Source organism: Silvimonas iriomotensis (genome assembly GCF_014645535.1).
GTDB lineage: Bacteria > Pseudomonadota > Gammaproteobacteria > Burkholderiales > Chitinibacteraceae > Silvimonas > Silvimonas iriomotensis.
Genome location: NZ_BMLX01000008.1, coordinates 151,311 through 174,686 on the forward strand (window position 1 = coordinate 151,311; position 23,376 = coordinate 174,686).

Annotated in this window: 27 protein-coding genes and 1 riboswitch; of the genes, 13 read left to right on the forward strand and 14 right to left on the reverse strand. The window is 57.7% G+C overall.

The window, feature by feature from the left end; translation table 11 throughout:
• Positions 1-113: 113 nt before the first annotated feature.
• The 5 genes from tolB to ruvB all read right to left on the reverse strand — a co-directional run bounded on the left by tolB (position 114) and on the right by ruvB (position 4,575).
• Positions 114-1,412 carry a Tol-Pal system beta propeller repeat protein TolB gene (tolB, locus tag IEX57_RS19835; RefSeq protein ID WP_188706849.1) on the reverse strand — a complete coding sequence of 433 codons (1,299 nt, stop codon included), beginning with the start codon at positions 1,410-1,412 and terminating at the stop codon, positions 114-116.
• Between the two features lie 37 nt (positions 1,413-1,449).
• On the reverse strand, positions 1,450-2,313 hold the full coding sequence (gene tolA, locus IEX57_RS19840; protein WP_188706851.1) for a cell envelope integrity protein TolA: 864 nt from the start codon (positions 2,311-2,313) through the stop codon (positions 1,450-1,452).
• On the reverse strand, positions 2,313-2,726 hold the full coding sequence (tolR, locus tag IEX57_RS19845; protein ID WP_229709142.1) for a protein TolR: 414 nt from the start codon (positions 2,724-2,726) through the stop codon (positions 2,313-2,315). Before tolR ends, tolA begins: the two co-directional genes overlap by 1 nt.
• Positions 2,727-2,738: 12 nt before the next feature.
• Positions 2,739-3,416 carry a protein TolQ gene (gene tolQ / locus IEX57_RS19850; protein WP_444544644.1) on the reverse strand — a complete coding sequence of 226 codons (678 nt, stop codon included), beginning with the start codon at positions 3,414-3,416 and terminating at the stop codon, positions 2,739-2,741.
• Positions 3,417-3,528: 112 nt separating this feature from the next.
• Complete coding sequence (ruvB, locus tag IEX57_RS19855) at positions 3,529-4,575, reverse strand: Holliday junction branch migration DNA helicase RuvB (RefSeq protein ID WP_188706853.1); 1,047 nt, start codon at positions 4,573-4,575, stop codon at positions 3,529-3,531.
• Positions 4,576-4,682: 107 nt separating this feature from the next.
• Positions 4,683-4,870, forward strand: a riboswitch (FMN riboswitch).
• 130 nt (positions 4,871-5,000) lie between these two features.
• Between ruvB and ribB the strand changes: the two genes are divergently transcribed.
• On the forward strand, positions 5,001-5,678 hold the full coding sequence (gene ribB / locus IEX57_RS19860; RefSeq protein WP_188706855.1) for a 3,4-dihydroxy-2-butanone-4-phosphate synthase: 678 nt from the start codon (positions 5,001-5,003) through the stop codon (positions 5,676-5,678).
• On the opposite strand, the gene ruvA is transcribed toward ribB, so the two are convergent.
• The 3 genes from ruvA to IEX57_RS19875 all read right to left on the reverse strand — a co-directional run bounded on the left by ruvA (position 5,644) and on the right by IEX57_RS19875 (position 7,722).
• Positions 5,644-6,240, reverse strand: a complete 597-nt coding sequence (gene ruvA / locus IEX57_RS19865; RefSeq protein ID WP_188706856.1) for a Holliday junction branch migration protein RuvA — start codon at positions 6,238-6,240, stop codon at positions 5,644-5,646. The two genes, ribB and ruvA, sit on opposite strands and share 35 nt — an antisense overlap.
• A 100-nt stretch (positions 6,241-6,340) precedes the next feature.
• The gene (gene ruvC / locus IEX57_RS19870; RefSeq protein ID WP_188706858.1) at positions 6,341-6,862 is read right to left on the reverse strand and encodes a crossover junction endodeoxyribonuclease RuvC; all 522 of its coding nucleotides are present in this window, start codon (positions 6,860-6,862) and stop codon (positions 6,341-6,343) included.
• Positions 6,862-7,722, reverse strand: coding sequence for an energy transducer TonB (locus IEX57_RS19875; protein ID WP_188706860.1), 861 nt, complete (start codon positions 7,720-7,722; stop codon positions 6,862-6,864). The genes ruvC and IEX57_RS19875 overlap by 1 nt, the downstream gene beginning before the upstream one ends.
• A 166-nt stretch (positions 7,723-7,888) precedes the next feature.
• On the opposite strand from IEX57_RS19875, the gene IEX57_RS19880 reads away from it, so the two are divergent.
• The 4 genes from IEX57_RS19880 (at position 7,889) to IEX57_RS19895 (ending at position 11,442) form a co-directional block, all read left to right on the forward strand.
• Entirely contained in the window at positions 7,889-8,197 is a 309-nt protein-coding gene (locus tag IEX57_RS19880) for a c-type cytochrome (protein ID WP_188706862.1), read from the forward strand.
• 232 nt (positions 8,198-8,429) lie between these two features.
• A complete protein-coding gene (dksA, locus tag IEX57_RS19885) occupies positions 8,430-8,846 on the forward strand; it encodes an RNA polymerase-binding protein DksA (protein ID WP_184101482.1) in 417 nt (138 codons plus the stop codon).
• A gap of 320 nt (positions 8,847-9,166) precedes the next feature.
• Complete coding sequence (aroG, locus tag IEX57_RS19890; protein ID WP_188706864.1) at positions 9,167-10,237, forward strand: 3-deoxy-7-phosphoheptulonate synthase AroG; 1,071 nt, start codon at positions 9,167-9,169, stop codon at positions 10,235-10,237.
• Positions 10,238-10,353: 116 nt separating this feature from the next.
• Positions 10,354-11,442: an FUSC family protein gene (locus tag IEX57_RS19895; RefSeq protein WP_188706866.1), complete on the forward strand. Its 1,089-nt coding sequence runs from the start codon at positions 10,354-10,356 to the stop codon at positions 11,440-11,442.
• A gap of 6 nt (positions 11,443-11,448) precedes the next feature.
• Here the strand turns inward: IEX57_RS19895 and IEX57_RS19900 are convergent, their stop codons facing one another.
• On the reverse strand, positions 11,449-11,934 hold the full coding sequence (locus IEX57_RS19900) for a biotin/lipoyl-containing protein (RefSeq protein ID WP_188706868.1): 486 nt from the start codon (positions 11,932-11,934) through the stop codon (positions 11,449-11,451).
• Between the two features lie 332 nt (positions 11,935-12,266).
• Here IEX57_RS19900 and IEX57_RS19905 point away from each other — a divergent pair, with 332 nt between their 5' ends.
• The 3 genes from IEX57_RS19905 (at position 12,267) to IEX57_RS19915 (ending at position 14,814) form a co-directional block, all read left to right on the forward strand.
• Positions 12,267-13,460, forward strand: coding sequence for an acetate/propionate family kinase (locus tag IEX57_RS19905; RefSeq protein WP_188706870.1), 1,194 nt, complete (start codon positions 12,267-12,269; stop codon positions 13,458-13,460).
• Between the two features lie 200 nt (positions 13,461-13,660).
• Positions 13,661-14,422 (forward strand): BPSS1780 family membrane protein, encoded by a 762-nt coding sequence (locus tag IEX57_RS19910; protein WP_188706872.1) that lies wholly within the window; start codon positions 13,661-13,663, stop codon positions 14,420-14,422.
• An 11-nt stretch (positions 14,423-14,433) separates the two neighbouring features.
• Positions 14,434-14,814 carry a diacylglycerol kinase gene (locus IEX57_RS19915; protein ID WP_188691446.1) on the forward strand — a complete coding sequence of 127 codons (381 nt, stop codon included), beginning with the start codon at positions 14,434-14,436 and terminating at the stop codon, positions 14,812-14,814.
• 75 nt (positions 14,815-14,889) lie between these two features.
• Here the strand turns inward: IEX57_RS19915 and IEX57_RS19920 are convergent, their stop codons facing one another.
• A complete protein-coding gene (locus tag IEX57_RS19920) occupies positions 14,890-15,606 on the reverse strand; it encodes a LytR/AlgR family response regulator transcription factor (RefSeq protein ID WP_229709143.1) in 717 nt (238 codons plus the stop codon).
• A gap of 4 nt (positions 15,607-15,610) precedes the next feature.
• On the reverse strand, positions 15,611-16,654 hold the full coding sequence (locus IEX57_RS19925; RefSeq protein ID WP_229709144.1) for a sensor histidine kinase: 1,044 nt from the start codon (positions 16,652-16,654) through the stop codon (positions 15,611-15,613).
• A gap of 70 nt (positions 16,655-16,724) precedes the next feature.
• On the opposite strand from IEX57_RS19925, the gene IEX57_RS19930 reads away from it, so the two are divergent.
• Both IEX57_RS19930 and IEX57_RS19935 read left to right on the forward strand, forming a co-directional pair.
• A complete protein-coding gene (locus tag IEX57_RS19930; protein WP_188706874.1) occupies positions 16,725-17,606 on the forward strand; it encodes a YifB family Mg chelatase-like AAA ATPase in 882 nt (293 codons plus the stop codon).
• Positions 17,607-17,789: 183 nt separating this feature from the next.
• Positions 17,790-19,631, forward strand: coding sequence for a hypothetical protein (locus tag IEX57_RS19935; protein ID WP_188706876.1), 1,842 nt, complete (start codon positions 17,790-17,792; stop codon positions 19,629-19,631).
• Positions 19,632-19,687: 56 nt separating this feature from the next.
• On the opposite strand, the gene IEX57_RS19940 is transcribed toward IEX57_RS19935, so the two are convergent.
• Complete coding sequence (locus IEX57_RS19940; RefSeq protein ID WP_188706878.1) at positions 19,688-20,251, reverse strand: hypothetical protein; 564 nt, start codon at positions 20,249-20,251, stop codon at positions 19,688-19,690.
• Positions 20,244-20,759 (reverse strand): hypothetical protein, encoded by a 516-nt coding sequence (locus tag IEX57_RS19945; protein WP_188706880.1) that lies wholly within the window; start codon positions 20,757-20,759, stop codon positions 20,244-20,246. Before IEX57_RS19945 ends, IEX57_RS19940 begins: the two co-directional genes overlap by 8 nt.
• Before the next feature lie 366 nt (positions 20,760-21,125).
• Here IEX57_RS19945 and IEX57_RS19950 point away from each other — a divergent pair, with 366 nt between their 5' ends.
• The 3 genes from IEX57_RS19950 to IEX57_RS19960 all read left to right on the forward strand — a co-directional run bounded on the left by IEX57_RS19950 (position 21,126) and on the right by IEX57_RS19960 (position 23,179).
• Positions 21,126-21,323, forward strand: a complete 198-nt coding sequence (locus IEX57_RS19950) for a hypothetical protein (protein ID WP_188706882.1) — start codon at positions 21,126-21,128, stop codon at positions 21,321-21,323.
• 157 nt (positions 21,324-21,480) lie between these two features.
• The gene (locus tag IEX57_RS19955; RefSeq protein WP_188706884.1) at positions 21,481-22,398 is read left to right on the forward strand and encodes a papain-like cysteine protease family protein; all 918 of its coding nucleotides are present in this window, start codon (positions 21,481-21,483) and stop codon (positions 22,396-22,398) included.
• Between the two features lie 364 nt (positions 22,399-22,762).
• On the forward strand, positions 22,763-23,179 hold the full coding sequence (locus IEX57_RS19960; RefSeq protein WP_188706886.1) for a hypothetical protein: 417 nt from the start codon (positions 22,763-22,765) through the stop codon (positions 23,177-23,179).
• Positions 23,180-23,196: 17 nt separating this feature from the next.
• On the opposite strand, the gene IEX57_RS21255 is transcribed toward IEX57_RS19960, so the two are convergent.
• Positions 23,197-23,376, reverse strand: a 180-nt coding sequence (locus tag IEX57_RS21255; RefSeq protein WP_229709145.1) for a hypothetical protein, incomplete at its 5' end; no start/stop codon positions are given.

A 23,376-nucleotide genomic window follows, 5' to 3' on the forward strand; every position in this document is an offset into this window, starting at 1 on the left:
TTTCATTTCAAAGATCTCCAAAAGTGTGCACGTGCGACCCATCGGCAGCGATGGTTCACCGCAGCCCGCTCTAGCTGGCACGGCTGCGTATGCGTCCCGACTGGTTACTGGTTTTATTTCAGCATGGGCCCCCATGCCGGCTGCCTTACATCACCCGCTTGCGCACGCAGACGCGCCTTGACGCGGCCATCGCTGGAAACTGCCGCCAGCACGCCTTTGCCACCAAGCTGTGTTTCGTACAACACCATGCGGCCATTGGGCGCAAATGTGGGTGAATCGTCGCGGCTGGTATCGGTCAACACCTGCACCTGGCGGGTGGACATATCCATGACAGCCGTTTTGTAGCCGCCACCTTGCTGGGTGACGAATACCAGTGTTTTGCCATCGGGGCTGACTTTGCCCGACGCGTTATACCCGCCCTGGAAGGTCAGGCGTTCTGCGTTGCCGCCACTGGCGGACATGCGATAAATCTGCGGCGCACCGCCACGATCAGAGGTAAAGACGATCTGGCCATCGGCCGTGAATGACGGCTCGGTATTGATGTCGCCCGTGTTGGTCAGGCGGCGCGGATTGCTGTTGGTGCCATTGGCATCGACAAGATAGATTTGCGAGCCGCCCTGTTTGGTCAGCACCACCGCCAGCTTGCTACCGTCAGGCGACCAGGCCGGCGCCGAGTTGCTGCCCCAGAAATTGGCGGCTTTCCAGCGCTTGCCGCTGAGCAAATCCTGCACGTAGACAATCGGCTTTTGATCTTCGAACGAAACGTACGCAAGGCGCGTACCGTCCGGCGACCACTTGGGCGACATGATCGGCTGGTTGGAGGCCAGGATCGCTTGCGAGCCAAAGCCATCGGCATCAGCCACTTGCAGCTCGAAACGCTTGCCCTGCTTGGTGATGTACGCAATGCGCGAGTTGAACATCGGACCGAAGCCGGTGATCTTCTCGTAGATCATGTCGGAGATCTTGTGCGCGGCGTAGCGCATTTTGGCGGGCGGCACGATCAGCTCGTAGCCCACCAGTTGCTGTTTGCTGGCGACATCGACCAGGCGGAACTTGACGGACACCTGGGCGCCTTGCGGCGTAATGCTGCCAATCAGGATGGTCTGCGCGCCCTTGGCCGTCACGGCCGGGAAATTGATCTGCGGCTGCTCATACGGCACCGGCGAGAGATCACCCGCACCGATCACCTTGAACAGACCGCTGCGGGTCAGGTCATCGCTGACCACCGTCGTCACCGGCTGCTGTTGCTGTACTTCGTTCTGGAATGGCGCGATGGCAATCGGGTACTGGTTGGCACCCACGCCTACGACATCAAACGAGATGTCGGCATGGGCAGTGGCACCGGCCAGCAGGCTCATGGCTACAACAAAACGGGCAAAGCGTAACAGCACGGGTTCGTTCTCCTTTTTCATGTGTTCGGTCAATACCAACTGGTCTGTTGCTACCGCATCATTCCTTGAGCCGGAAATTCCCCGTCAACGAGCGCCACTCACCGGTAAACGGCGTACTTCCCGGGCGCGGCGGCAGACGGCCCAGACTCAGAATGGCCCGTGTGACTGCCTCATCATAGGCATTGTTTCCGCTCGATTTGATGACGTGAGCACCCGTCACCGTACCGTCTGGCAGGACATCAATGCGTACATTCACCGCCGGGTTTTCATCGCCGTTGGGCGAGTAAACAATGCGCGGCCGGATGGTATTGGCCAGACCCGCAAGGTAACCGCCACTACCCCCTGCACCCGAACCTTTGCCGCCTGCCGGGCCCGTATTGGCGGTGGCATCCGGGTTGTTACCCTTGCCGCCGGCCTTACCGTTCGGTTTGGCTTCTGACGTATTGGTCAGCGCATTGGTCGAGAGCAAAGAGTCAAACTCACTCTTCTTTTCTTTCTTCGGAGCCGGTGTGGGCGTCGGCTTGGGCGCTTTGGTCGGCACTGGCGTCGGGGCCGGAGTCGGTTTGGGCGTCGGCGTCGGTTTTGGGGTCGGCGTTGGCTTTGGCGTGGGTGTCGGCGTGGGCGCAACCTTGACCTTTTCTTCCTGAATATCCGGCTTCGGTTCAGGCGTAACCACGGGCTCCGGGGTCACAATCTGTTGCTTGACCGGTTTTTCCGGCACAGGTTCAACAATTTTTTCAGGTGCTGGCGGCGTGCCACCCCACAGCTCGACTTCTACCGTCTGGGCCTTGTGGGTTTGCCAATGTACAGAGAACACCAGAAACAGCACGAGCAAGCCGTGCACCGCAATCGCCAGGATCAGCGAGAGCGCGTTTTTTTCTTCCGGATGCCGTTCAGGACGTTGTTCCATCACTGCGTTCATCAGCGCGTGTTCACCTTCAGGCCAACACGGGCAATGCCGGCTTGCTTGAGCGCATCCATGGCATTCATGACCGCTTCATAGCGAACCGATTTGTCGGCGGCGATCACTACCGGGCGATCCGCGTTCTCGCCAAGGTGCGTTTTGACGAGGTCAGCCAGCCCTTTGACGTCTGGCGTGCTCTCGGTATTGCCCTTGTCGTTGATCTTGATGCTGCCATCGGCGTTGATCTCGACAAACACCGGGGCGACATCCATCTGTTTGTCGGCCTTGCCCACAGAGGGCAGATTGACCACACCGCTTTGCATCATTGGCGTGGTCACCATGAAGATCACCAGCAACACCAGCATCACGTCGATATACGGCACGACGTTGATCTGGTTCATCGCGCGGCGGGGGCGTCGGGTACGTGCCATAGCGCCGGCCCCTTAGCGTGCAGCCTGACGTTGCAGGATGTTGGAGAATTCTTCAATAAAGCTGTCGAAACGGCTGGCCAGCTGATCGACATCATGCGCAAAGCTGTTATAGGCCACCACCGCCGGAATCGCCGCAAACAGGCCGATGGCGGTCGCCACCAGCGCTTCAGCGATACCCGGTGCGACGTTGGCCAGCGTGGCTTGCCCGACATTGGAGAGGCCGCGGAAGGCGTGCATGATCCCCCACACGGTGCCGAACAGACCCACATACGGGCTGACCGAACCGGCAGAAGCCAGGAACGAGGTGTGTTTGTCCAGGTAATCCAGTTCGCGCTGGTAAGCGGCGCGCATGGCCCGGCGGGTGCCTTCCATGGTGTCAGACAGTTCCATGCCGCCTTTCTGGCGCAGCTTCAGAAACTCGGAGAAACCGGCAATAAAGATGCGCTCGATCCCATTGGGGGTACCGCGGCGTACTTGTTCGTACAAGGCATTCAGATCAGAGCCGCTCCAGAAACGGTCTTCAAACTCTTCCGTGCGCTTTTTGGCCCTGGAGATCGTGAAGTGCTTGCTGAAAATGCGCCACCAGCTCAGCAGCGACACCAGTACCAAAATCGCCATGACCACCTGCACGACCGTACTGGCCTGAGTGATCAGCGACAGAATCGACATGTCCTGGGTACCGACTTCCACGTTTTTTTCTCTCCCTTGGTGGCCTGATGTGCGGCCTGAATGCAACATTTTAGGCGCCGAAGCACCTTTCTTCGTATGAAATTATGCCGCGTGAATATTCACGTTTCTCTAGTCAAAACCCCGCATCTGCATTGGGCGGGTTAATACCGAAATGCTGGTAAGCCAGTAAAGTCGCCACTCGGCCGCGTGGTGTGCGCTGCAAAAGACCCTGCTGGATCAAATAAGGTTCCAGCACATCTTCGATCGTATCTGAGGCTTCTCCTATTGCCGCCGCCACATTATCGAGGCCCACCGGACCGCCACCGAACTTGTTGATCACCGCGTCCAGCAGCTTGCGGTCCATCACATCCAGCCCGGCGTGATCGACATCCAGCATCAGCAGGGCCGCATCTGCGACTTCCCGTGTCACCACGCCATCGGCCTTCACCTCGGCGTAATCACGCACGCGACGCAGCAGGCGGTTGGCAATCCGCGGTGTACCGCGGGAACGGCGCGCTACTTCAAACGCGCCACCGTCTTCCATGTTGACATCCATCAGGCTGGCAGAACGCTCGACAATCCGCGTCAGTTCTTCTGCGCTGTAAAACTCCAGCCGCGCCACAATGCCGAAACGGTCGCGTAGCGGGTTGGTCAGCATGCCGGCGCGGGTGGTGGCGCCAACCAGCGTAAACGGCGGCAGATCAAGCTTGACCGAGCGGGCCGCCGGGCCTTCGCCGATCATGATGTCCAGCTGAAAGTCTTCCAGCGCGGGGTAGAGGATTTCCTCCACCACCGGGCTGAGACGGTGGATTTCATCAATGAACAGGACGTCGTGCGGTTCCAGGTTGGTCAGCAACGCCGCCAGGTCGCCCGCGCGTTCCAGCACCGGGCCACTGGTCTGGCGCAGGTTTACCCCCAGCTCACGCGAGATAATGTGCGCCAGCGTGGTTTTACCCAGCCCTGGCGGGCCGAACAGCAAAACGTGATCGAGCGCTTCGCCGCGCTTTTTGGCGGCTTCGATAAAGATTTCCAGCTGGCCACGCGCCTTTTTCTGGCCCACGTATTCGTCCAGCATTTTCGGACGCAAGGCGCGCTCAAGCTGCTCTTCCTGCTGGGACATGGTTTTGGCGGTAATCAGGCGCTCTGGCGGCGCGGCGGACAGCGAATCGGTTTCGATCATCGGCGTTTTTTTCCACAGGCAAGGCAAACAGCCCGCATGGGGAAAGCACCAAGGGATGGCGCATCGCAGCATGCTAGACTGGCAATCCGGCTATTGTAGCCGACCAGGTACGTCTTCAGGGCGGGGCGAAATTCCCCACCGGCGGTAGGGCGATGAAAGGGACGCGTGTCAGCGTCTGACCGTCGCCAAGCCCGCGAGCGCTTCTTCAGCAGCCGGATCAGCGGTGATGGGGAAGGTCAGCAGATCCGGTCCAATTCCGGAGCCGACGGTGATAGTCCGGATGAAAGAAGCGTGCTCACCCACAGACCTTGCCAGGGCTGCGTTTTGCGCATGCCCGGCGGCTGTGGGTGCGTATCCGTCAATCTTGTGTTGTTTGCCCTGAAACGTTTTTCGCGCTGTGACGCTTTTTTGCGAGGACGTTTCCCATGCAGTTTTCCCCTGTTTCCCTGACCCCCGCCGATATCACCACCGTTGAAGCCGCCATTGATGCCATTGCGGCAGGCCGTCCGGTTTTGCTGCTTGATGATGATGATCGTGAAAACGAGGCCGATATCGTCATGGCCGCCGAGGCCGTTACGATCCCGGATATGGCGCTGATGATCCGCGAGTGCAGCGGCATCGTCTGCCTGTGCTTGTCCGAAGAGATGGCCAACGCGCTGGATTTGCCGCCCATGGTGCCGGCCAACCAGAGCCGGTATCAGACGGCGTTCACCGTGACCATTGAAGCGGCGACGGGCACCACCACCGGGGTTTCGGCCGCGGATCGGGTCACCACCATCCTGGCCGCTGTCGCTGATGATGCACAGCCGGCGCACCTGACGCGGCCTGGCCATGTGTTCCCGCTACGGGCACGCACCGGCGGCGTGCTGGCGCGGCGCGGGCATACCGAAGGATCAGTTGATCTGGCGCGGCTGGCCGGATTCAAACCGGCCGCCGTGTTATGCGAGTTGATGAATCCGGATGGCAGTATGGCCGTGGGCCAGCAGATCACCGCCTTCGCGCGCAAGCACGACATGCCTGTTCTGACCATTGCCGCGCTGGCGCGTTACCTGGCGGTGCAAACGCCGCTTAACCGCGCACCAGCTGCTTCAGTGCCAGCTTGATCCCTTGTGCCACCTCAACATCGGCCGGCAGTTCTTTCATGGCCGTGGTGGCTTCGCGATCGTTGTAACCCAGCGCCAGCAAGGCATGCAGCACATCTGCGCGGCTGCCTTGTTGCACTGGCGCGGCGTTTTTGTCCGGCATGGCGGTGGATGCCGCCACGCTGCCCAGCTTGCCCTTGAGTTCCAGCACCAGCCGCTCTGCCGTTTTCTTGCCAATACCTGGCACCTTGGAGAGGCGCACGGTGTTTTCGGTGGCAATGGCCAGCGCCAACTCATCGGCCGACAAACCGGAGAGAATGGCCAGCGCAATCTTGGCGCCGATGCCGGTGATCTTGATCAGCGCGCGGAACAGATCGCGTTCATCGCGCGTGGCAAATGCATATAAAAGCTGTGCGTCTTCGCGTACCACCATGTGGGTGAACAGCGAGACTTTTTCGCCCAGATGCGGCAGCACGTAGATGGTGCTCATGGGTACATCGACTTCGTAACCCACGCCCGCGACGTCGATGATCAGTTGCGGCGGTTGTTTTTCAATGAGCGTACCGCTCAGCCTTCCTATCATGCTGGTTTCCTGGATGCGGGGAGTTGGAACAGTTCAACTGAAGATGCGCCAGTATATCGGGCAAGGGCACGTACACAGCGAAAAAGACGATGCGTCTGGTTCAGGTCAGCCGGCCGCGACGCATTTTCAGGCCGCTCCCCAGTTGCTTGAGCACACTGCCGGCGTTTTGCGCGTGCGTTAGCGCCACCGCCAGCGCATCGGCCGCATCGGCCTGGGGCAGCCCGTTCAGGCGCAACAGCCGTTGCACCATGTGCTGCACCTGGGTTTTGTCGGCGTGACCATTGCCGACCACGGCCTGTTTGACCTGCAGGGCGGTGTATTCAGAAATGGGCAGACCCGCCATCACCAGCCCGGCCAGCACCGCGCCGCGCGCCTGGCCCAGCATCAGTGTTGATTGCGGATTGACGTTCACAAACACGAGTTCCACCGCTGCTACATCCGGCTGGTAGTGTTTGCAAACCTCGGCAATACCATCAAGCAAACTGGCCACGCGCGCCGGCAAAGTGGCGCCTTGCGGGGTGCGGATACAACCTGAAGCCACGTAGACGCGCTGTTGCCCCGAGATATCCAGCACGCCAAAACCGGTGACGCGTGAACCGGGGTCGATCCCCAGTACACGCATTACTGCGTGCCCAGGGTTTGCAGATGTTCCTGCGTGAACGACCAGCGGCGCGTGACCACCAGCACCGTGGCGCGATTGCCGTTGTCATCGACCAGCCCTTTGGGCAGCCGGCTAAACGGAGCCGAGCGCTGCAAAACGGCCAGGGCGGCGTTATCAAGACGCTTGTCGCCAGAACTGCGATCCACCACGGCAGAACGCAGCGAGCCGTCCTGGTTGATCTCTGCCGTCACGGTCAACTGACCATACAGTTTCTTGCCGGTGGCATCGGTCGGATAGATCGCGCTGCCCATGCGCTCGATTTTTTCTTTCCAGTCGGACTCCCACAACGCGGTCAGGCTCTTGTTGGCCGCCAGACCAATGCGCACTTTGCGCGGGCGTTGCTGGTATTCGTTGTAGTCCTGATCAATTTTGCCCATGGCGCCAGACAATTCTTTGGCCTGTTGCTCGCGCTTCTGGTCATCAGCGCCATTGGACTGGCTCTGCTGGTTTTTGCCCTGGTTATCCTGCAGCTGTTTGATGGTGGCCGGGATCTGCGCCTTGAGTTGCGTCATCAACTTTGCAGAGTCTTGCTCCAGTTGTTGTTCCTGACGCAACACTTGTTGCAGTTCGGCATTGAACTTGTCGGTCTGGGCCGGCAAGGGGCTGGATACCTGTTTGTCTGCATCGGTATTGCCGCCGGCATCCTGGTTCACCTGGGCCCGTACCTTGGCCTTGGAAGGTGCGGTATCCGTGGCTTTGTTGACCAGTTCGACCTGCATGAATTCCTGCGCGGACGCGGGCAGGATTTCCGGATGCGTAATGCCGATACCGAGGATAACCGCTGCATGCGCCAGCGCGGACACCACGAACCCGGTCGTCATGGAACGGCCGCTGCGCAACATTGCAAAATCGCCTGTGATTGAAGTCATCGCGCGAGTGTAGCATAGCAGTCAAGGCCGCCAACCCGAGCCGCCCGGCGCGTCGTTTGCAAGCCTGACCGGCATTGTTAATATGCCACCTCGCCCTTATATGGATGTGATCAGAAAAATGCGCCTTCGTACGCTACTGGTTTCCTGTGCCTTGCTGGCTGCCGCTTCAGCCCACGCCGAAGACGGCGCCAAAGTGGCTGCCAAATACAACTGCCTGGCCTGCCATGCAGTCGATCACAAGATCGTCGGGCCGTCTTATCACGACGTCGCGAACAAGTATCGGGGCCAGCCCGGCATTGAAGCCAGACTGATGAAGAAAGTGAAAGAAGGGGGCGGCGGCACCTGGGGCACCATTGCCATGCCACCCCAACAGATCGGCGATGAAGACCTGAAAGTCATCGTCAAATGGATTCTTTCACAAAAATAGGATTACGCTTGATGGTCAGGACTGCCATCAAACCGTAATTTGTCGAACGGACTCAGCCAGTTGCATGCCGTTTGTCGCGCTTTGCGACAAAGCGACGGCAGATGTGAACTGGCTGATATTGCATTGGGCGCACGAGTTGATTAAGCTCCATGCCCATTTGGCGGACCGGGTTTTGTAAGCTGCCATTATTAAAACTGCCGGCCCCGCCCGGTTCTGAAAAGCGAGTATCACAATGGCCAAACTCACCGAACAAGACATCCTCAGCTGGAATGGTCCGGAAGACGAGTACATGAACGCAGATCATCTGCAGTTCTTCCGCGAGCTGTTGCTGAAGATGAAGCAAGAACTGCTCGCCAACGCGAACCAGACCAGCCAGCACCTGCAAGAGCAGGAAGCCACGCCTGATCCGGCCGACCGCGCCACGCTGGAAGAAGAGTACGCACTTGAACTGCGTACCCGCGATCGTGAACGCAAGCTTTTGCTGAAGATCGACTCCACGCTGCGCAAGCTTGATGACGGTTCTTACGGCTACTGCGAAGACACGGGCGAGCCGATTGGCCTTGCCCGTCTGGTTGCCCGCCCGACCGCTTCGCTGTCGCTGGAAGCGCAAGAGCGCCGCGAACGTCTGAAAAAGCAGTTCGCAGACTGATCCAGCCCTTTAGCAGGGTTGTTTGCTGTCGCCCGCAACGTGTTCTGCACGCTGCTCACGCCGCACCTGTCGCCGCTTAGGCCAGGTGCGGTGTTGTTTTATACCCCTCGGGATTTTCCCGCACCCTGCTGTTTGCCGCCGGTAGCCCGCACCTGCCATTTAACGGGTTTGCAGCACCTGTTTAGTGCAAGTTCACGGCAGATCGCCCCAGAAGGCGTCTTTGCTCTTGTTCGTAAATGACGGGCAGGCTACTCTAGCGTTTCCCCTATAAAACATTGCGGTGCAACAAGCTCGCGCACCAGCCACTGCCAGGACCGTTTATGCAATACCAGACCGACGACGTACGTATTCGTGAAATCAAGGAGTTACTGCCTCCGGTTGCCGTTCTGGAAAAGTATCCGGTCACCGAGACCGCATCTGCCACCGCGTTCAAGTCGCGCCAGGCCATCCAGGACATCCTGCATGATCGCGATGATCGCCTGCTGGTCATTGTCGGCCCCTGTTCGATCCACGATCCCAAGGCTGCGCTGGAATACGGCCGCAAGCTCAAGGTTCTGCGTGAAGAACTCAAGGACCATCTGGAAGTGGTCATGCGCGTGTACTTTGAAAAGCCGCGGACCACAGTAGGCTGGAAAGGCCTGATCAACGATCCGTTCCTGGATGGCAGCTTCAATATCAATGAAGGCCTGCGCATTGCCCGCAAATTGCTGCTTGATCTGAACGACTCCGGCCTGCCGACCGCGGGCGAGTTCCTGGACATGATCACGCCGCAATACATGGCCGATCTGATGAGCTGGGGCGCCATTGGCGCGCGTACGACCGAGTCGCAAGTGCACCGTGAACTGGCATCGGGGATTTCCTGCCCGGTCGGTTTCAAGAACGGCACCGATGGCAACCTGCGCATCGCCATGGACGCCATCCGTTCCGCCTCGGCACCGCACCATTTCCTGTCGGTGACCAAGATGGGCCATTCCGCCATCGTCGCCACCGCCGGCAACCCGGACTGCCACGTGATCTTGCGTGGTGGCAAGGAACCCAATTACGACGCCAACCACGTCCGTGCGGCCATGGCTGATCTGGCCGGCGCCGGTCTGGCTGAAAAGCTGATGGTGGACTTCAGCCATGCCAACAGCCGCAAAGACTATCGTCGCCAGATGGAAGTCTGTACCGATGTCGCCGCGCAGATTGGCGAAGGCAACAAGGCGCTGTTCGGCGTGATGATCGAAAGCCATCTGGTGGAAGGCCGCCAGGATCAGGTTGAAGGCAAAGAGCTGTGCTACGGCCAGTCGATTACCGATGCCTGCATTGGCTGGAGCGATACCGAGAAAGCACTGACCACGCTGGCCAATGCCGTTGCGCAACGCCGCGCGCTGGGCAAACTCGGCCGCTAAGCCTTTTCCGCAAGGCGACGACAACAGAAACGCCCCGGTCACGGGGCGTTTTGCATGGTGCCGGCCAGATCAATCCGGTCTGGACAAGTTGCGCTGAACTGTCAATGATTGAAGCCATGCGCGAACCCTTGGTCCCCCTACATCTGCTGGCCCTGAATGCCGATGCGTCCTTGCCGTGGCGGCAGGCTGTATCTTCCGGCATTGCGGTCGGCATTCCCGCGCTGGTCGGTTTGCTGGCGGGCGATGTGATCGGCGCCTTGCTGGGGGCCATTGGCGGCCTGTATGCCACCTTGCTTGATTACGGTGGCACTGCCCGCCACCGGCTGATGACGCAAGCATTCGGCCTGGTGGTCATCGTCGGCAGCGGCGCCATTGGCCTGTGGCTGGGGCCGCATCACATCATGATGTTTGTCTCATTGGCCGTGCTGACCTTTGTGATTGGCTGGAATGATGGCCTGGGGGTCGCGCTGGACAATATTTTCCGCTTTGCCGCGCTGGCATTGGTGCTGTACGCCTACCTGACTGCGCCGCCCGCGGCTGCGTTTATCTATCTGGCGTTCGGCATTGGCGTCGGGGTGATCACGGTGCTGGTCGATGACCGTCTGTGGCCACGCGCATTACCGCGCCAGCATCCCGGGCTGCGCAACAGTTTCCGGCGCATGCGGGCCGGGCATAACGCCGGCATCTGGCACGCGCTGGGCCTGAGCCTGACCACCTGCGCCGCGTTATGGATTGCCCAGCATACGCATTACCCGCGCCCGGCGTGGGTCGCCACGGTGGTGTTGTTTGTCACCCGCCCTGATGGTCTTGATAGCCTCACGCGTCTGTTCCGCAGCGTTTTCGGGGCGGTAGTGGGCGTCGCGCTGGCCTGGCTGGTCAGCCATCTGACACCGCAGGCGTGGGCGCTGTATGGCTGGGCCGTGTTGTTTGCCTTCTTGCGGCCCTTGGCGCTGGCCCGCAATTTCTGGGCCCACTACGCGCTGATGACCGCCATGATCCTGCTGTTGTTTGACCTGATGTTCTACCCCAGCGGCAATCATCTGGCCGGGATCGAGATCCTTGGCATCCGCCTGCATGGCGTGTTGCTGGGGTCGGTGATTGCGCTGCTGGGCATGGTCACCTTCAACCGTCAGGCGCGGGGCTATTTTGTGCAGCAAGTGCGTGATTACACGCCAGCCTGGCTGGGTGGCCGGCGCGGGCCCTGAGCCGTCTCAGCGACGCAGCAAGCCGCGTACGTGGCGTTCCACGTCGGCTTCTTCAATCTCGCCATGGGTGCCACCGGGTGCGACTTCGGCCAGATCAACCCCAAGGCGGGCGGCCAGCTGGGCGGCTTTCAGGCTGACCACCAGGTAATCGCGACGCGGCGTGAAACCAGCCGACACCAGTGGCGGCGGTTCATCGTCACCTTCTTGCACCGGCGGCGGCAGGATCTCCAGCATGTCGCCGTCTTCGTCTTCAACTTCCATCATCAGCAACAGACCGGTGGCTTCCACCTGATCGCCTTGCGTCACCATGAAACGGTCAATGAAACCGGCCGCCGGGGCATGCACCACGATATCTGCCTCACCCGCACGCAGCGTCACCAGCACGGCATCGGCCAGCACCGCTTCGCCCTCAGCCCGGTGCAGCTGGGTGACCACGGCGTGGCCGTCAAATTCCGGGGCGCAGATGAGGTGGGTCGTATATTCTTTTGTCATTATCTTCAAGCTGGTTTTGCCAACCTTTCCGGCGCGCAACCTGGTAAATATCTACGCAAAGCGTATTGATATGTACCAATATTTGCTTTTGATGGCGTCATAAAATATGCATTCGTAGTTTTACTACGTACTCACAGGCGCAGACAGGCCTGTCCGTACCGCAGTATATCCGTTTGCCTGCCCTGAACCGAAAATCGGCGCTGTAATCCAGCCCGCCGCGGTGCCAGGGTTGTTTTCAGGCTGCCGCCTGACTTGCCCACTGGCAGGCCAGACTGGCCCAACCAGCCCGTTGTGGGTCGTGCCCAGGCGCGCGATCCAAGGAGAAGCCCCACATGAACGACCTGATCCTGATCATCAATGCCGGCTCGTCCAGCATCAAGTTTTCCTTGTTCATCCAGACTGCTGCAGATCCTGCATTGCTGTACAAAGGTCAGGTTGAGGGAATCTACGTGGACCCCCAGTTCTCTGCCAAAAATGCCGCAGGTGACAAGCTGGCCGATGAAAAACTGCCGGCCGATGCGCCCCGCAATCACGACTACGCGCTGCGCTATCTGCTCAACTGGGTGCAGGCCCACACCGAAGGCCGCAAGCTGGCGGTGATCGGTCACCGTGTGGTGCACGGCGGTACCGCGTTCACCAAGCCGGTGAAGGTTGATGCCAGCGTACTGGCAGAGCTGGATACCACCATCCCGCTGGCCCCGCTGCATGCACCGCACAACATCGGCCCGATGAAAACACTGGCCGGGCTGTTGCCTGATGTGCCGCAAGTGGCCTGCTTTGATACCGCATTCCACCGCACCCAGCCCGAGATCAACCAGCTGTACGCCCTGCCGGTAGAACTGGCCGAGCGCGAAGGCATCCGCCGCTGGGGTTTCCATGGTCTCTCTTACGAATATATCTCCAGCGTGCTGCCTGATATCGATGCGCGCGCAGCGTCTGGCCGTACCGTGGTGTGCCACCTGGGTAACGGCGCGTCGATGGCGGCCCTGCACAAGGGCCTGTGTGTGCTGACGACCATGGGTTTCACCGCGCTGGAAGGCCTGCCCATGGGTACGCGTACCGGCACCATTGACCCGGCCATCGTGCTGCATTTGATGACGCACCTGAAAATGAACGCGGCCGAGATCGAATCGCTGCTGTACAAAGAATCGGGCCTGCTGGGCTTGTCCGGCGTTTCCAGCGACATGCGCGAACTGCACGCCAGCAGCGAGCCACGCGCCCGCCTTGCCGTGGAGTACTTTGCCAACCGCATCGTGCAGCAGGTCGGCTCGCTGGCCGCCGCCTTGCAGGGGGTTGATGCCCTTGTCTTTACCGCCGGCATTGGCGAGAACGATGACGACCTGCGTCGCCTGGTTTGCGCGCCGCTGCAATGGCTGGGTGTGCATCTGGATGAAGCCGCCAACAAGGTGCGCAGCGGCGAGCCACGCCGCATTTCCACCCCGCAAAGCACGGTCGCGGTGTATGTTATCCCGACTAACGAAGAACTGATGATTGCCCGCCACGCGCTGCGTTGTATTGGCGCCTGAGGCGATCTCTGAGCACACTGAAGGCGCAGTCTGCACTGCGCCTTTTTTGTTTTTGCAGCCCGGGAACAAGTCGTCATCGCGCCAGGTCAACCGGCCGTCACACAGGGTTCACAGCAGTTACCGATACTGCTGAACTTGTCAGAATCCCGTCACAGTCAATACGATGCTGCGTGATAGACGACAACAAGGAATCAGCACAGATGGATAACAACGGGATCATCATCGACAATAGCGTGGAACCGCGCCGTGTTCCGGCCGCTCACGGCTGGACGTGGATCGCTGACGCATTCAGGATGTTTTTCAAGCATTGGTGGCAATGGCTGTTGCTGTGCGCCGTCATGCTGGTCATCTTGTTCGGGATGTTAATGATTCCCGTCGTCGGCATGTTGACCCCCATTATTGCGCCCATGCTGATCGCCGGCATTGCCTGGGCCGCGCATGAAAGCCGCAGCCAGGATCGCGCGCCGGCCTTGCCTGACCTCTTCATTGCCCTGAAAGCAAAAACCCGTACGCTCATCAGCGTGGGCCTGTTGTACATGCTGGGTTCGTTTGTGGTGATGGCGGTGCTGGCACTGCTGGGCAAGCTGATGGTCTCGCCCGAAGAAATCCAGGCCATCCACGCTGCCCAGACCGGCGGTGGGCCGGTGCCGCAACTCGATAGCAGCGGCGTGGTGTTCGTGTTGCTGTTCGTGGTTGGCATGTTGTTCATGAACAGCATTTATTTCTTTGCGCCGCAGCTGGTGATCCTGCGCAATCTGAAAGCCGTGGAAGCCATGCGCATCAGTTATCTGGCGTTCTGGCGCAACTGGCTGCCCATGCTGGTGTCTGGCCTTATCCTGGTGCTGATGGCCATCGTAGCCAGCTTGCCCATGATGCTGGGGCTGATTCTGTTACTGCCAGTGACCATCCTGTTCAACTACACCTGCTATGCCGACGTATTCGGCGACCATCCGCAACACTAAAAGGAAATATCGTGTCTGCTGAAGAAAGCCCGTTCAAAGGCAAAACCGGCGCCCAGCGCGTACTGAATGCGCTTGGCTATTCGCTTGATGGTCTGGGCGCTGGCTGGAAGAACGAAGCCGCATTTCGCCAGGTCTCGATGCTGGCCGTGGTCGGCATCATCATTGCCTTTATCGCGCCCTTGCATGCCTGGGCCCGCGCGGTGGTCATTGCCAGTCACTTGCTGACGGTGATTGTGGAACTGCTGAACTCCGCCGTGGAAGCGGCGGTGGATCACACCTCGCTGGAACGCCATGTGCTGGCCAAGCGGGCCAAGGATCTGGGTAGCGCGGCGCAGCTGATCTGTCTGATCAACCTGGCGGCCATGTGGTTGCTGGGTATTTTCGGCGCCTGATCGCAGCTTCACAGCCAACAAAAAACCCCGCAATGATTTGCGGGGTTTTTTGTTGGCAAGACAAACGCCGGCCGCTTAGCCGTTACGCTTGAATTCCTTGATGACGTGCTGCTGGCGACGGCTCACAGCGAGGCGTTCCGGCACATCTTTCAGTACGGCCACCCAATGGGTTTCACCGCCGTTGGACGGCATCTTCTCGAAACCCACCAGCGAATCGCGCGCCACCAGACAATTGCGGTGGATACGCACAAAGCGGCTGCCGAACTCTTCTTCCAGACGGGTCAGCGAGTCTTCCAGCAGGTACTCCCGCTCACGCGTGCGTAGCGTAATGTATTTCTGCTCGGCCTTCAGGTAACGCGCTTCAGCGACCGGAATCAGATGCAGACGGCCGCGTTCGGTTACGCTGAAGTGGCTGCGGGCGTGCGAGGCCGGTTCGGCCTGGCTACGCGCCTGGCGCAGTTCCAGCACGCGATTGAGCGCGTCCAGCAGGCGCTCGCGACGGATAGGCTTGAGCAGGTAATCAATGGCGCGTACTTCAAACGCGGCCACACCGTACTCTTCAAATGCCGTGGCAAAGATGATGGCGGGCGGTTGCGACAGGCCTTGCAGCTCGCGCGCCAGTTCAATCCCGCTCATTTGCGGCATCTGGATATCGATAATGGCCGCATCTGCGTCCGCTTCCGCCAGCTGGGTCAACGCCGATACGCCGTTGGTGGCAGAACCGACAATCTCTACCGGGCACTCGGTTGATACGTCGTTCAGTACATCTTCAAGCCTGCGCAGCGCAGGCATCTCATCATCCACCAAAAAAAGGCGAAGCGGCGTCGTCATGGGCGATCTCTCTGTATGGCACCACAATATGAACTTGATAATAGTCGCTCGCTGCCTGGGTTGTCAGCGTAGCTTCAGCATCAAAATGCAGCAAAAGGCGCTCGCGGATATTTTCGAGCGCCATGCCGTTCCCTACGTGCTCACGCACCGCATCGGGCGGTGGCAGCGGGTTTTTCACGTCCAGGTGTAGCTGGTCGCGAAAGCGGAAAACGTGTACTTCGATTGGTGCAGGATTCAGCGCGGGCTCAACACCATGATAGACCGCGTTTTCGACAAGTGGCTGCAACATCAGGGGGGGCACAGCCGCATCCCCCGGCATGTTTTCTGTATTCCATTGTACTTTGAGGCGCGAGCCCAGCCGAACCATTTCAATATTCAGATAACGCTTGGCCAGTTCGACTTCACGATCAAGCCGGGACAACTGGCGATTATCTTTCATCACCACGCGGAACAAATCTGCCAGATCTTCCAGCACTTGCTCGGCTTTGGCCGGCTCGTAACGGATCAATGACAATACTGCATTCAGACTGTTAAACAAAAAGTGCGGACGAATCCGCGCCTGCAGCGCAGCCAGGCGGGCCTCGGACAACCGCGGCGACAGCGCACGCTGGCGCAGATGAAAATACTTCAGCAAGGTCAGTGCGCTGGCGACAATCACCGCCGCACTGGCCAGAAGGGCATTCCAGTTGGCCGGGCCCGGCATCAGCACCCAATGGCCAAACGTGCCGGCAAGCGCAGCCAGCACGCAGGTGACCAGCACCCCGCGCGAATAATCCAGACGCGCCAGCAACGGGCTGGCCAGCCCCAGCACCAGCACCGCCGGCAACAGGGAAAACTCCAGCCACAAGACCGACGCGGCCAGGTTCTCGGGCCAGGTCTGCCACTGCCCCAGTCCGATCAATGTATAGACGAACAGCGCCAGGTGTACAAACACCAGAATGCGCAGCAGCACGCCCATATTGCGGAAATCGGGCAACAAATCGGAGTCAATGGAAGCGTTTGGATTCACGACGGATCAAGGTTGGGGCAAAAAACAGTCCGTACTATAACGGACCCCAATGCAGATGCGATCAATAGTCATGTCACTGGCACTGATTTTCACCCGGGCACTGGATGGGCTTGCCGCCAGACCGGTTACGGTAGAGGTTCATCTTGCGAACGGACTACCTGCTTTCAATCTGGTTGGTTTACCCGAAGCGGAAGTCAAAGAAAGCCGCGAGCGAGTGCGCGCGGCCCTGACTGTCGCCGGTTTCGAGTTCCCCGCGCGGCGTATAACCGTTAATTTAGCACCTGCGGACCTCCCCAAATCCTCTAGCCACTTCGATTTACCGATTGCCGTCGGGATTTTGGCGGCAAGCGGTCAGCTACCGCGTGATGCATTGACCCAGTACGAATTCGCCGGCGAACTCGGGCTTTCGGCCGAGCTGCGTCCGGTGCGCGGTGCGATCGCACTGGCCAGGGCGGCCACCCAGGCTGGGCGACAGCTGATCCTGCCCACCGCAAGCGCGGCTGAGGGCGCATTGTATCCGGGTGCCAGCGTCTTATCCGCGCCACACTTGCTGGCGATCAGCCGGCACTTCAGTCAGAACCAGCCACTGGATCTGGCCGTGCCGCCCTCCACCCAGGCCGACATCACTTACCCGGACCTGCGCGAGGTCCGCGGGCAGCAACAGGTCAAGCGTGCGCTGGAAATCGCCGCTGCCGGCCAGCACAGCCTGTTGATGAGTGGGCCACCCGGCACGGGCAAATCGATGCTGGCGCAGCGCCTGCCGGGGCTGCTGCCGCCATTGTCGGTGGACGACGCGCTGGAGGCTGCCGCTGTACGCTCCCTCACCCGCGCGGGGATGGACCCGGCAAAGTTCGGCATACGCCCTTATCGCTCGCCCCACCATACTGCCTCTGCCGCCGCACTGGCCGGCGGTGGTTATGAAAAACACGAACTAACTGGACTACACATTTAAAAGCTGGACTGCGTACGAACCAATCCAACACGGTTTTCAACCGTCGACAAGCTGTCAGAAAAAGCTGAATTGTTTTTGTTTTGTCTTCCTGTTTACACTGAGTCGCCCACAGAACGACCTTCTTCGCGATGCCGGAACACCAGCATTGCCCGAGCGATCTCATCTGCATGCAAACAGGACGACATGAGCGTAAACCCGCCGTCAGACGGTTTTCCAAATGACGACAAGTACTACTTCATCCGTTGGATTGACCGCATCTTTGTGCCACAAGCGAACACATCAACCGCCGGGATAAACATACTCCTTGAAGAGTTGCCCAGCCATTGGCGGGAACTCCACGACAATGCTTACCTACAAGTCTTCAAAAAGCGTGCCGCGAACTATCGTGTTTGCCGCTGCCTCGTTGGTGAACTTCCCCGGTATTTCATCGGGGTTGTCATCCACAAACAAAAGCCGGTTGGCCAGCTAAACCTGAAGGAACGTCCTTTTGATCTGAGCGCTGATAACTGGGAAATGAAAATCCTTCCCAGCAACTCGGTTCTATCCAAAAGTAGGGACGGCGGATTCTCTCCTCGCCTTCTGCAACAATATGAGTATTGCCTGTATGGGCAATATGAAGACGCCGGTTCTAATTTCCTCACAAGTAACATCCTGACGTTCAGATCGGGTAGCAAGATCATTCTCATCCCAGCGATCACCGCTTTCACTGGCTTCTATGCGCATCATTCGGAAATTGCCAAAGCCTTGTTGACCGGGCCATGGGAAGGCACCAAAAACCTTCTTGCCAGTTTTTCGCCCGAAGATATCGTTCAACTGCCGAAGACCCGGGTGCTCGACAATGGCCAATGGCAGATCATCCTGAGAAGATCGATGCAAAGCATTTATGGCCCCCTTCTGGCTCACCTTATGCTGGATGAAGTCGGGTATAGAGAGGCGTCCTATATTTACAAGTCGGTTCTGGCAACGAAAGCTGCAGATCGTGGAGACGGTGCCCTCATTAGCGTTGGCCTTCCCTTCGTATTTACTCGCTTCAAACTCCAGGCGGTGGCGGTAGACCTCTCGGAGGATAAAGTCCTTATCACACATATTCGCGGATTCAGCTGGCCAGAAACCAATCCCGTCGTTGTGGTGGGCCGTGACAACGACGCCCAAGCTGGCGACAAAGTTACCGCGACCAATGACCCACCTCCCTACATTCCGCAAATGGTTTCAGAGTCGGAAGCCGAGGAAGTCAGCATGACCGCCCAACAGGACGCGTCACTGCAACGCGGTAATATCGAATTTGTGGTGCCCGCTGTGGACTGGTTAAACAAGCCGGAGAAAACCAGATATCAAAAACACATAAGTAAAAGCTACAGCAGAACGGCGGGACAGCACCGTGGTCCCGTACTTCCCCCTCCGGAACTTGCTTCGGCCGGTGGTAAAGCTGGTGGTGGCAACAACATAGCCGGCGCGGACAGCGCAACCATCCTGGAAAAAAAGACACCAGATAACTCGTCCACGACAGTTACGAGGGATGGTGTCTTCGATGATGTTGTCAGATGCCTGGGCCGTGCGGTGACAGCATGGGCATTGATTAATAAGGCAGGAGATATCACGAAAGACCGGTCAGTCAGTGGCGAATGCTACCATTGGGTCGCCTTTTGGGACCGGGTTGATGACCTTTTAATTGACGTAGCCATGGTGGCCCGGCTTACCAGTACGGATACAGGGGGCAAGCAGACACAAGGGTATCTTCTTGAAATTAATTCAGCTCGGCCGCTCAGAGGGCTGCTGTTCTGCCCCGGATCCATGACACTCAAAAAGGCCATTTCCGAGCTGATCAGCTACGCACGCGCTCACAAAGGCATCTGGCCGGAACACCCTCCAGAAAAATTGCGGGGATTATCGTATTACGCCCCGTTCAAGCACTACTATGACCATAAACGCAAAACTGCCGATGGCGCATCACCGCTCAAAACTTCAACTTACTCTAAACCCATGCAGGATCTAACTGACTGGAATTGGCGGCATCGAAAAGGTTGAATTTGACGCCAGAATTTTTTAACCAAAAACAAAGCGCCCTTGTGGGCGCTCTGTTTTTAATAATTCACAGACAAGGTCTGGTTTCCCATGTTGTACGCACCTTGAATCGTCGGAGTTCCCCCACCTGACTGATTCACTCTAAATACGAATTGCGAATTTGAGGGAACATTTGCAGGAACTCTACCGCTCGCAACTGTGAGATAACCATTTGCACCCAATGGCGAAATAACCCCGATAAGTGAGCCCAAAGAATTGTAAACCAGCAGTGAAATCGCCGGAGCAAATCCACCAGGGAGCGGGTACGACGGGGCCGCAACATATGACAGACTGGTTATATTTTTTGCAGGATCCCCTTGAGAGGGTATTCCGTTAAATGTCGGTGAAAAGTAATTAGTATTCCACTGGGAAACCGTAATCCCTGAGTAGTAGGTATAAGTCCAGCCCAAGGGAGTGGTATCTGCAGGTTGAGCTGCTTGCGCTGTAGAATACGCGGCGACCGCCTCCGCGTATTCTTGGGGATTTTTCTGCTGAAGTTCCTCTGCCGAGGTAAATTTTGCGTCTTCCGCCGATGAAACAGCTGCTACAACAATTCCAAGAAACAACAATATCGCTTTATGCATGCTTCTTCCTTGTTTCTGTTAGATATGCGCTATCCAGCTTTGATTTCATTGCATCAATGGAGGACGCGACCTTGCCTGCACTTTCACCTTCTACTGCACCAATCAACTGCTTGAAGTCGTAGGTTTGCGGGCTGCCATTCAAGGAAGCAATATTTGCTGTGTTGCTCTGAGCCGGATTGTCCTTCAGCTCAGCCTGCTGTTTCGACCAGGCCTCAAAACTCAATGCCACGCGGGCCGAGCCTGATTGACTATTGTTTGGGGACGCGACGGAGAGAACATAATCTGCATATTCCTTGGTGCCGCCCGACTGCTGTTGAATCCAGGCTTCTGCCTGATCACCGGGAACCCATACGGGATTTGCAATGGTGCCTGGGTTGGTCGGACTCCAGACGGACACGTCACCCCATGGCTTGTCGCCTGACGGGGTCGGCGCAATCAATGGTGCTTTGGCAGTAGCTGTGGTGGTAGCCGCAGTGGCAGAGGTGACGGGTCCGATGCTGATAGACATGATGTGCTCCCAATCAATTAAATCTTTGTTCCAGCGAAAATACAGCGGCGTTGTATCGCAGACGATCCGCCTGCTTTGGGCGTTAGCGACTCAACTTGTGATCTGGTGAAGGCTGATACCCGAATGGGTTTAGTTGAAGCTGCCCGTGCCTTGCAGCCGCTCACCCATAACAAATACTTACACCAACATTCAGTCCGGATGATACACAAGGATACACTGGGCAAGACTGTCAGTTATTGCAGGTGTAATAGATTCCATTGCCTGTTAGGCCTGCCACCTCCCCTCAGGTTCTGTCGAGAACTCCAGCAAATGGAAGAACGGCTACTTGCTAACTACTAGCCGAATGAAGTGAGATAGGTTATCTGTATGGATTCCACCCACCGGCGAGGCAAGAAACTGGAAGAAAACACCCTACTAAGAACTGCTGGGCGGATCACCAAACGGAACTTGGCGGGCAATGTTCTGGGCACCCCAATCGAGTGGAATGGTTATGCGATCTCCCCGCTGACGCGGGCAGATCTTTCGCCGCTGGATCTGAACCACCTGCCTGTTTATCTGCGCTGAATCAGGAAACGCGTGTTCAATGGTTCTTTCTACTCTTCGCGGCGGCGCATAACAGTTCGCCACGTTTGCGCTTGATATCGGAGCAATTACTGCTAGTTTTTAGCCAGCCTAACGCTGCAAGCGTGGGATTGTTTTTCAAATCTAAAGGATGGCTTTAATGGCAATTCTGTATGACATACCGCGTATTGGTGCAGCATCTCCAAATAAATGGGGGCAGCGAGGGCCGACCTGCTGGTATTACGTATCCAAAATGTTGTTGCGTTTTCATAACAAAATCCAGCCTGCCAGCGAAGACTATGAAAACTTCAAAGCCATGCATGAGTTACGCAGTCTATTGACTCAAATGGGTGAAACAGAAAGCCATGCAAACCGCCACGACAAAAATATCGTCATGGATCGCATGAATAACAGAAGGATGGAATCCCTGCGGCAAATCAATAGCCGATCACAAGCGATAATCCAGTTAAAGCGTAAATTACGCACTGCCAATGCGGCAGCGACCGTCACGCTGAATCAGCATTTGGATACCCTTGAACGTCTGCTTGATGGGAACCGGGTCGAGTTTGACCGCAGGCAGGCCGCCCTTGAGGCACTGCGCAGTTATGAGGGCAACAGCCTTTCCCGTGCCAAAATCTTTGAATCGTTCTTCCCCGATGGCACGTTTCAGATCGTTAAGGCGGACATCTGGCTTAAGGACGGCTTTACCCCTGAACGCCTGGAACAATGTCTGGCCACTTGGGGTCCGTGCTATGCCGGTGGCGAGTTCTCTATACATACCGTTGATCGCACAGGTGCGGATCCCGCAAGAGGCGACCGAATTGTAAACGTAACCCAGTTTCGCGCAGGAAGCGCTCATGCAATTGTCATTGCGGGCATAGACGGCGATACCGTGTTCTACAAAGACCCAAATTACTCAAACGAACTGGCCACCTGCTCTTTCCAGCACCTTGTCGAGCACATTGGCACCGATGACAACAGGCTGTTCATTGCGGTGAATTGCACTCCAGACCCGAATACAGGCCGTTGCGCTCATATGGAGGCAGGAGCGCTGGTAAGGAGCACGGATTGGTGGTGAAGCACGAAGTTAAGTTTTAAACGCAGGCGTTTATTGCCCGGGACATTAGCACCCGTTGGAATCCAGAACCAGACGCTGTTGAACTGATCAGTTGATACTGGCCGGGGCAACGTATCAATATAAATCATGGAACCAGCATGGAGACCGGCCTGCTCGAGAAGGGTTGCAGGCAGCCTGACATCTTCACTGCTACCTCACTTCTGAATTTTCAGCCTCACGGTTGCCCTCCGACTCTGTATTTATCGGCTCTGCTTCACCAGATAAATAACACGGGTTTATAGTCATACAAACAGTCTGACAGGCCTCGAGGAGATTGCCATTGGCTTGAGATTAAAGCTGCGGATGGATTGTGGAGCAGGCAACCATGACGGACGTTCATGAAACGCTGAGACAGATGAGAGACCATGCAGAGGTCACCGTTCTGGCCCAGGGAGGATGGCTGACCGCCGACCAGATGAGCGGGTTGGCACGGGAACTCTGCGCAGAAGAGCTCAAGTCCTGGAATGCAGAGGGACGGATTTTTACGATTGAGCGGGATGGAGAGATATTTTATCCGTCCTTTGCGCTTGACCCTCAGAACCATTACCACCCGTATCCCGTGTTGGCTGCATTAATCAAGCTCTACTCTGGTGCAGGTAGATCGCGGTGGGACCTGGCTTTTTGGCTCACCTCCGTAAATGGCTATTTGCGTGGTCTTGCGCCAAGAGCCCTGATCAATGGGGAGGAGGAAGTACTGCTTTCCGCAGCCCGGCATGGTCTAGCGCCCATTGAGCACGGTTAACCCCCGGAGCAGTTCCGCTAAATCAGGGTGAGTCCCGGGAATCGGACTTTCGCCCATTCTTTGCTCTGGATGTTGATTTGCACTGAATCCTGACCCACCTTTTGCATCGAATTCTGACCCACCTGATGGACCCTTTTCAGGGGGTGGGTTGGGGCTGCCTGGGGGCTTTTTTCTCCTTTTCCGGTGGAAACGTGCTG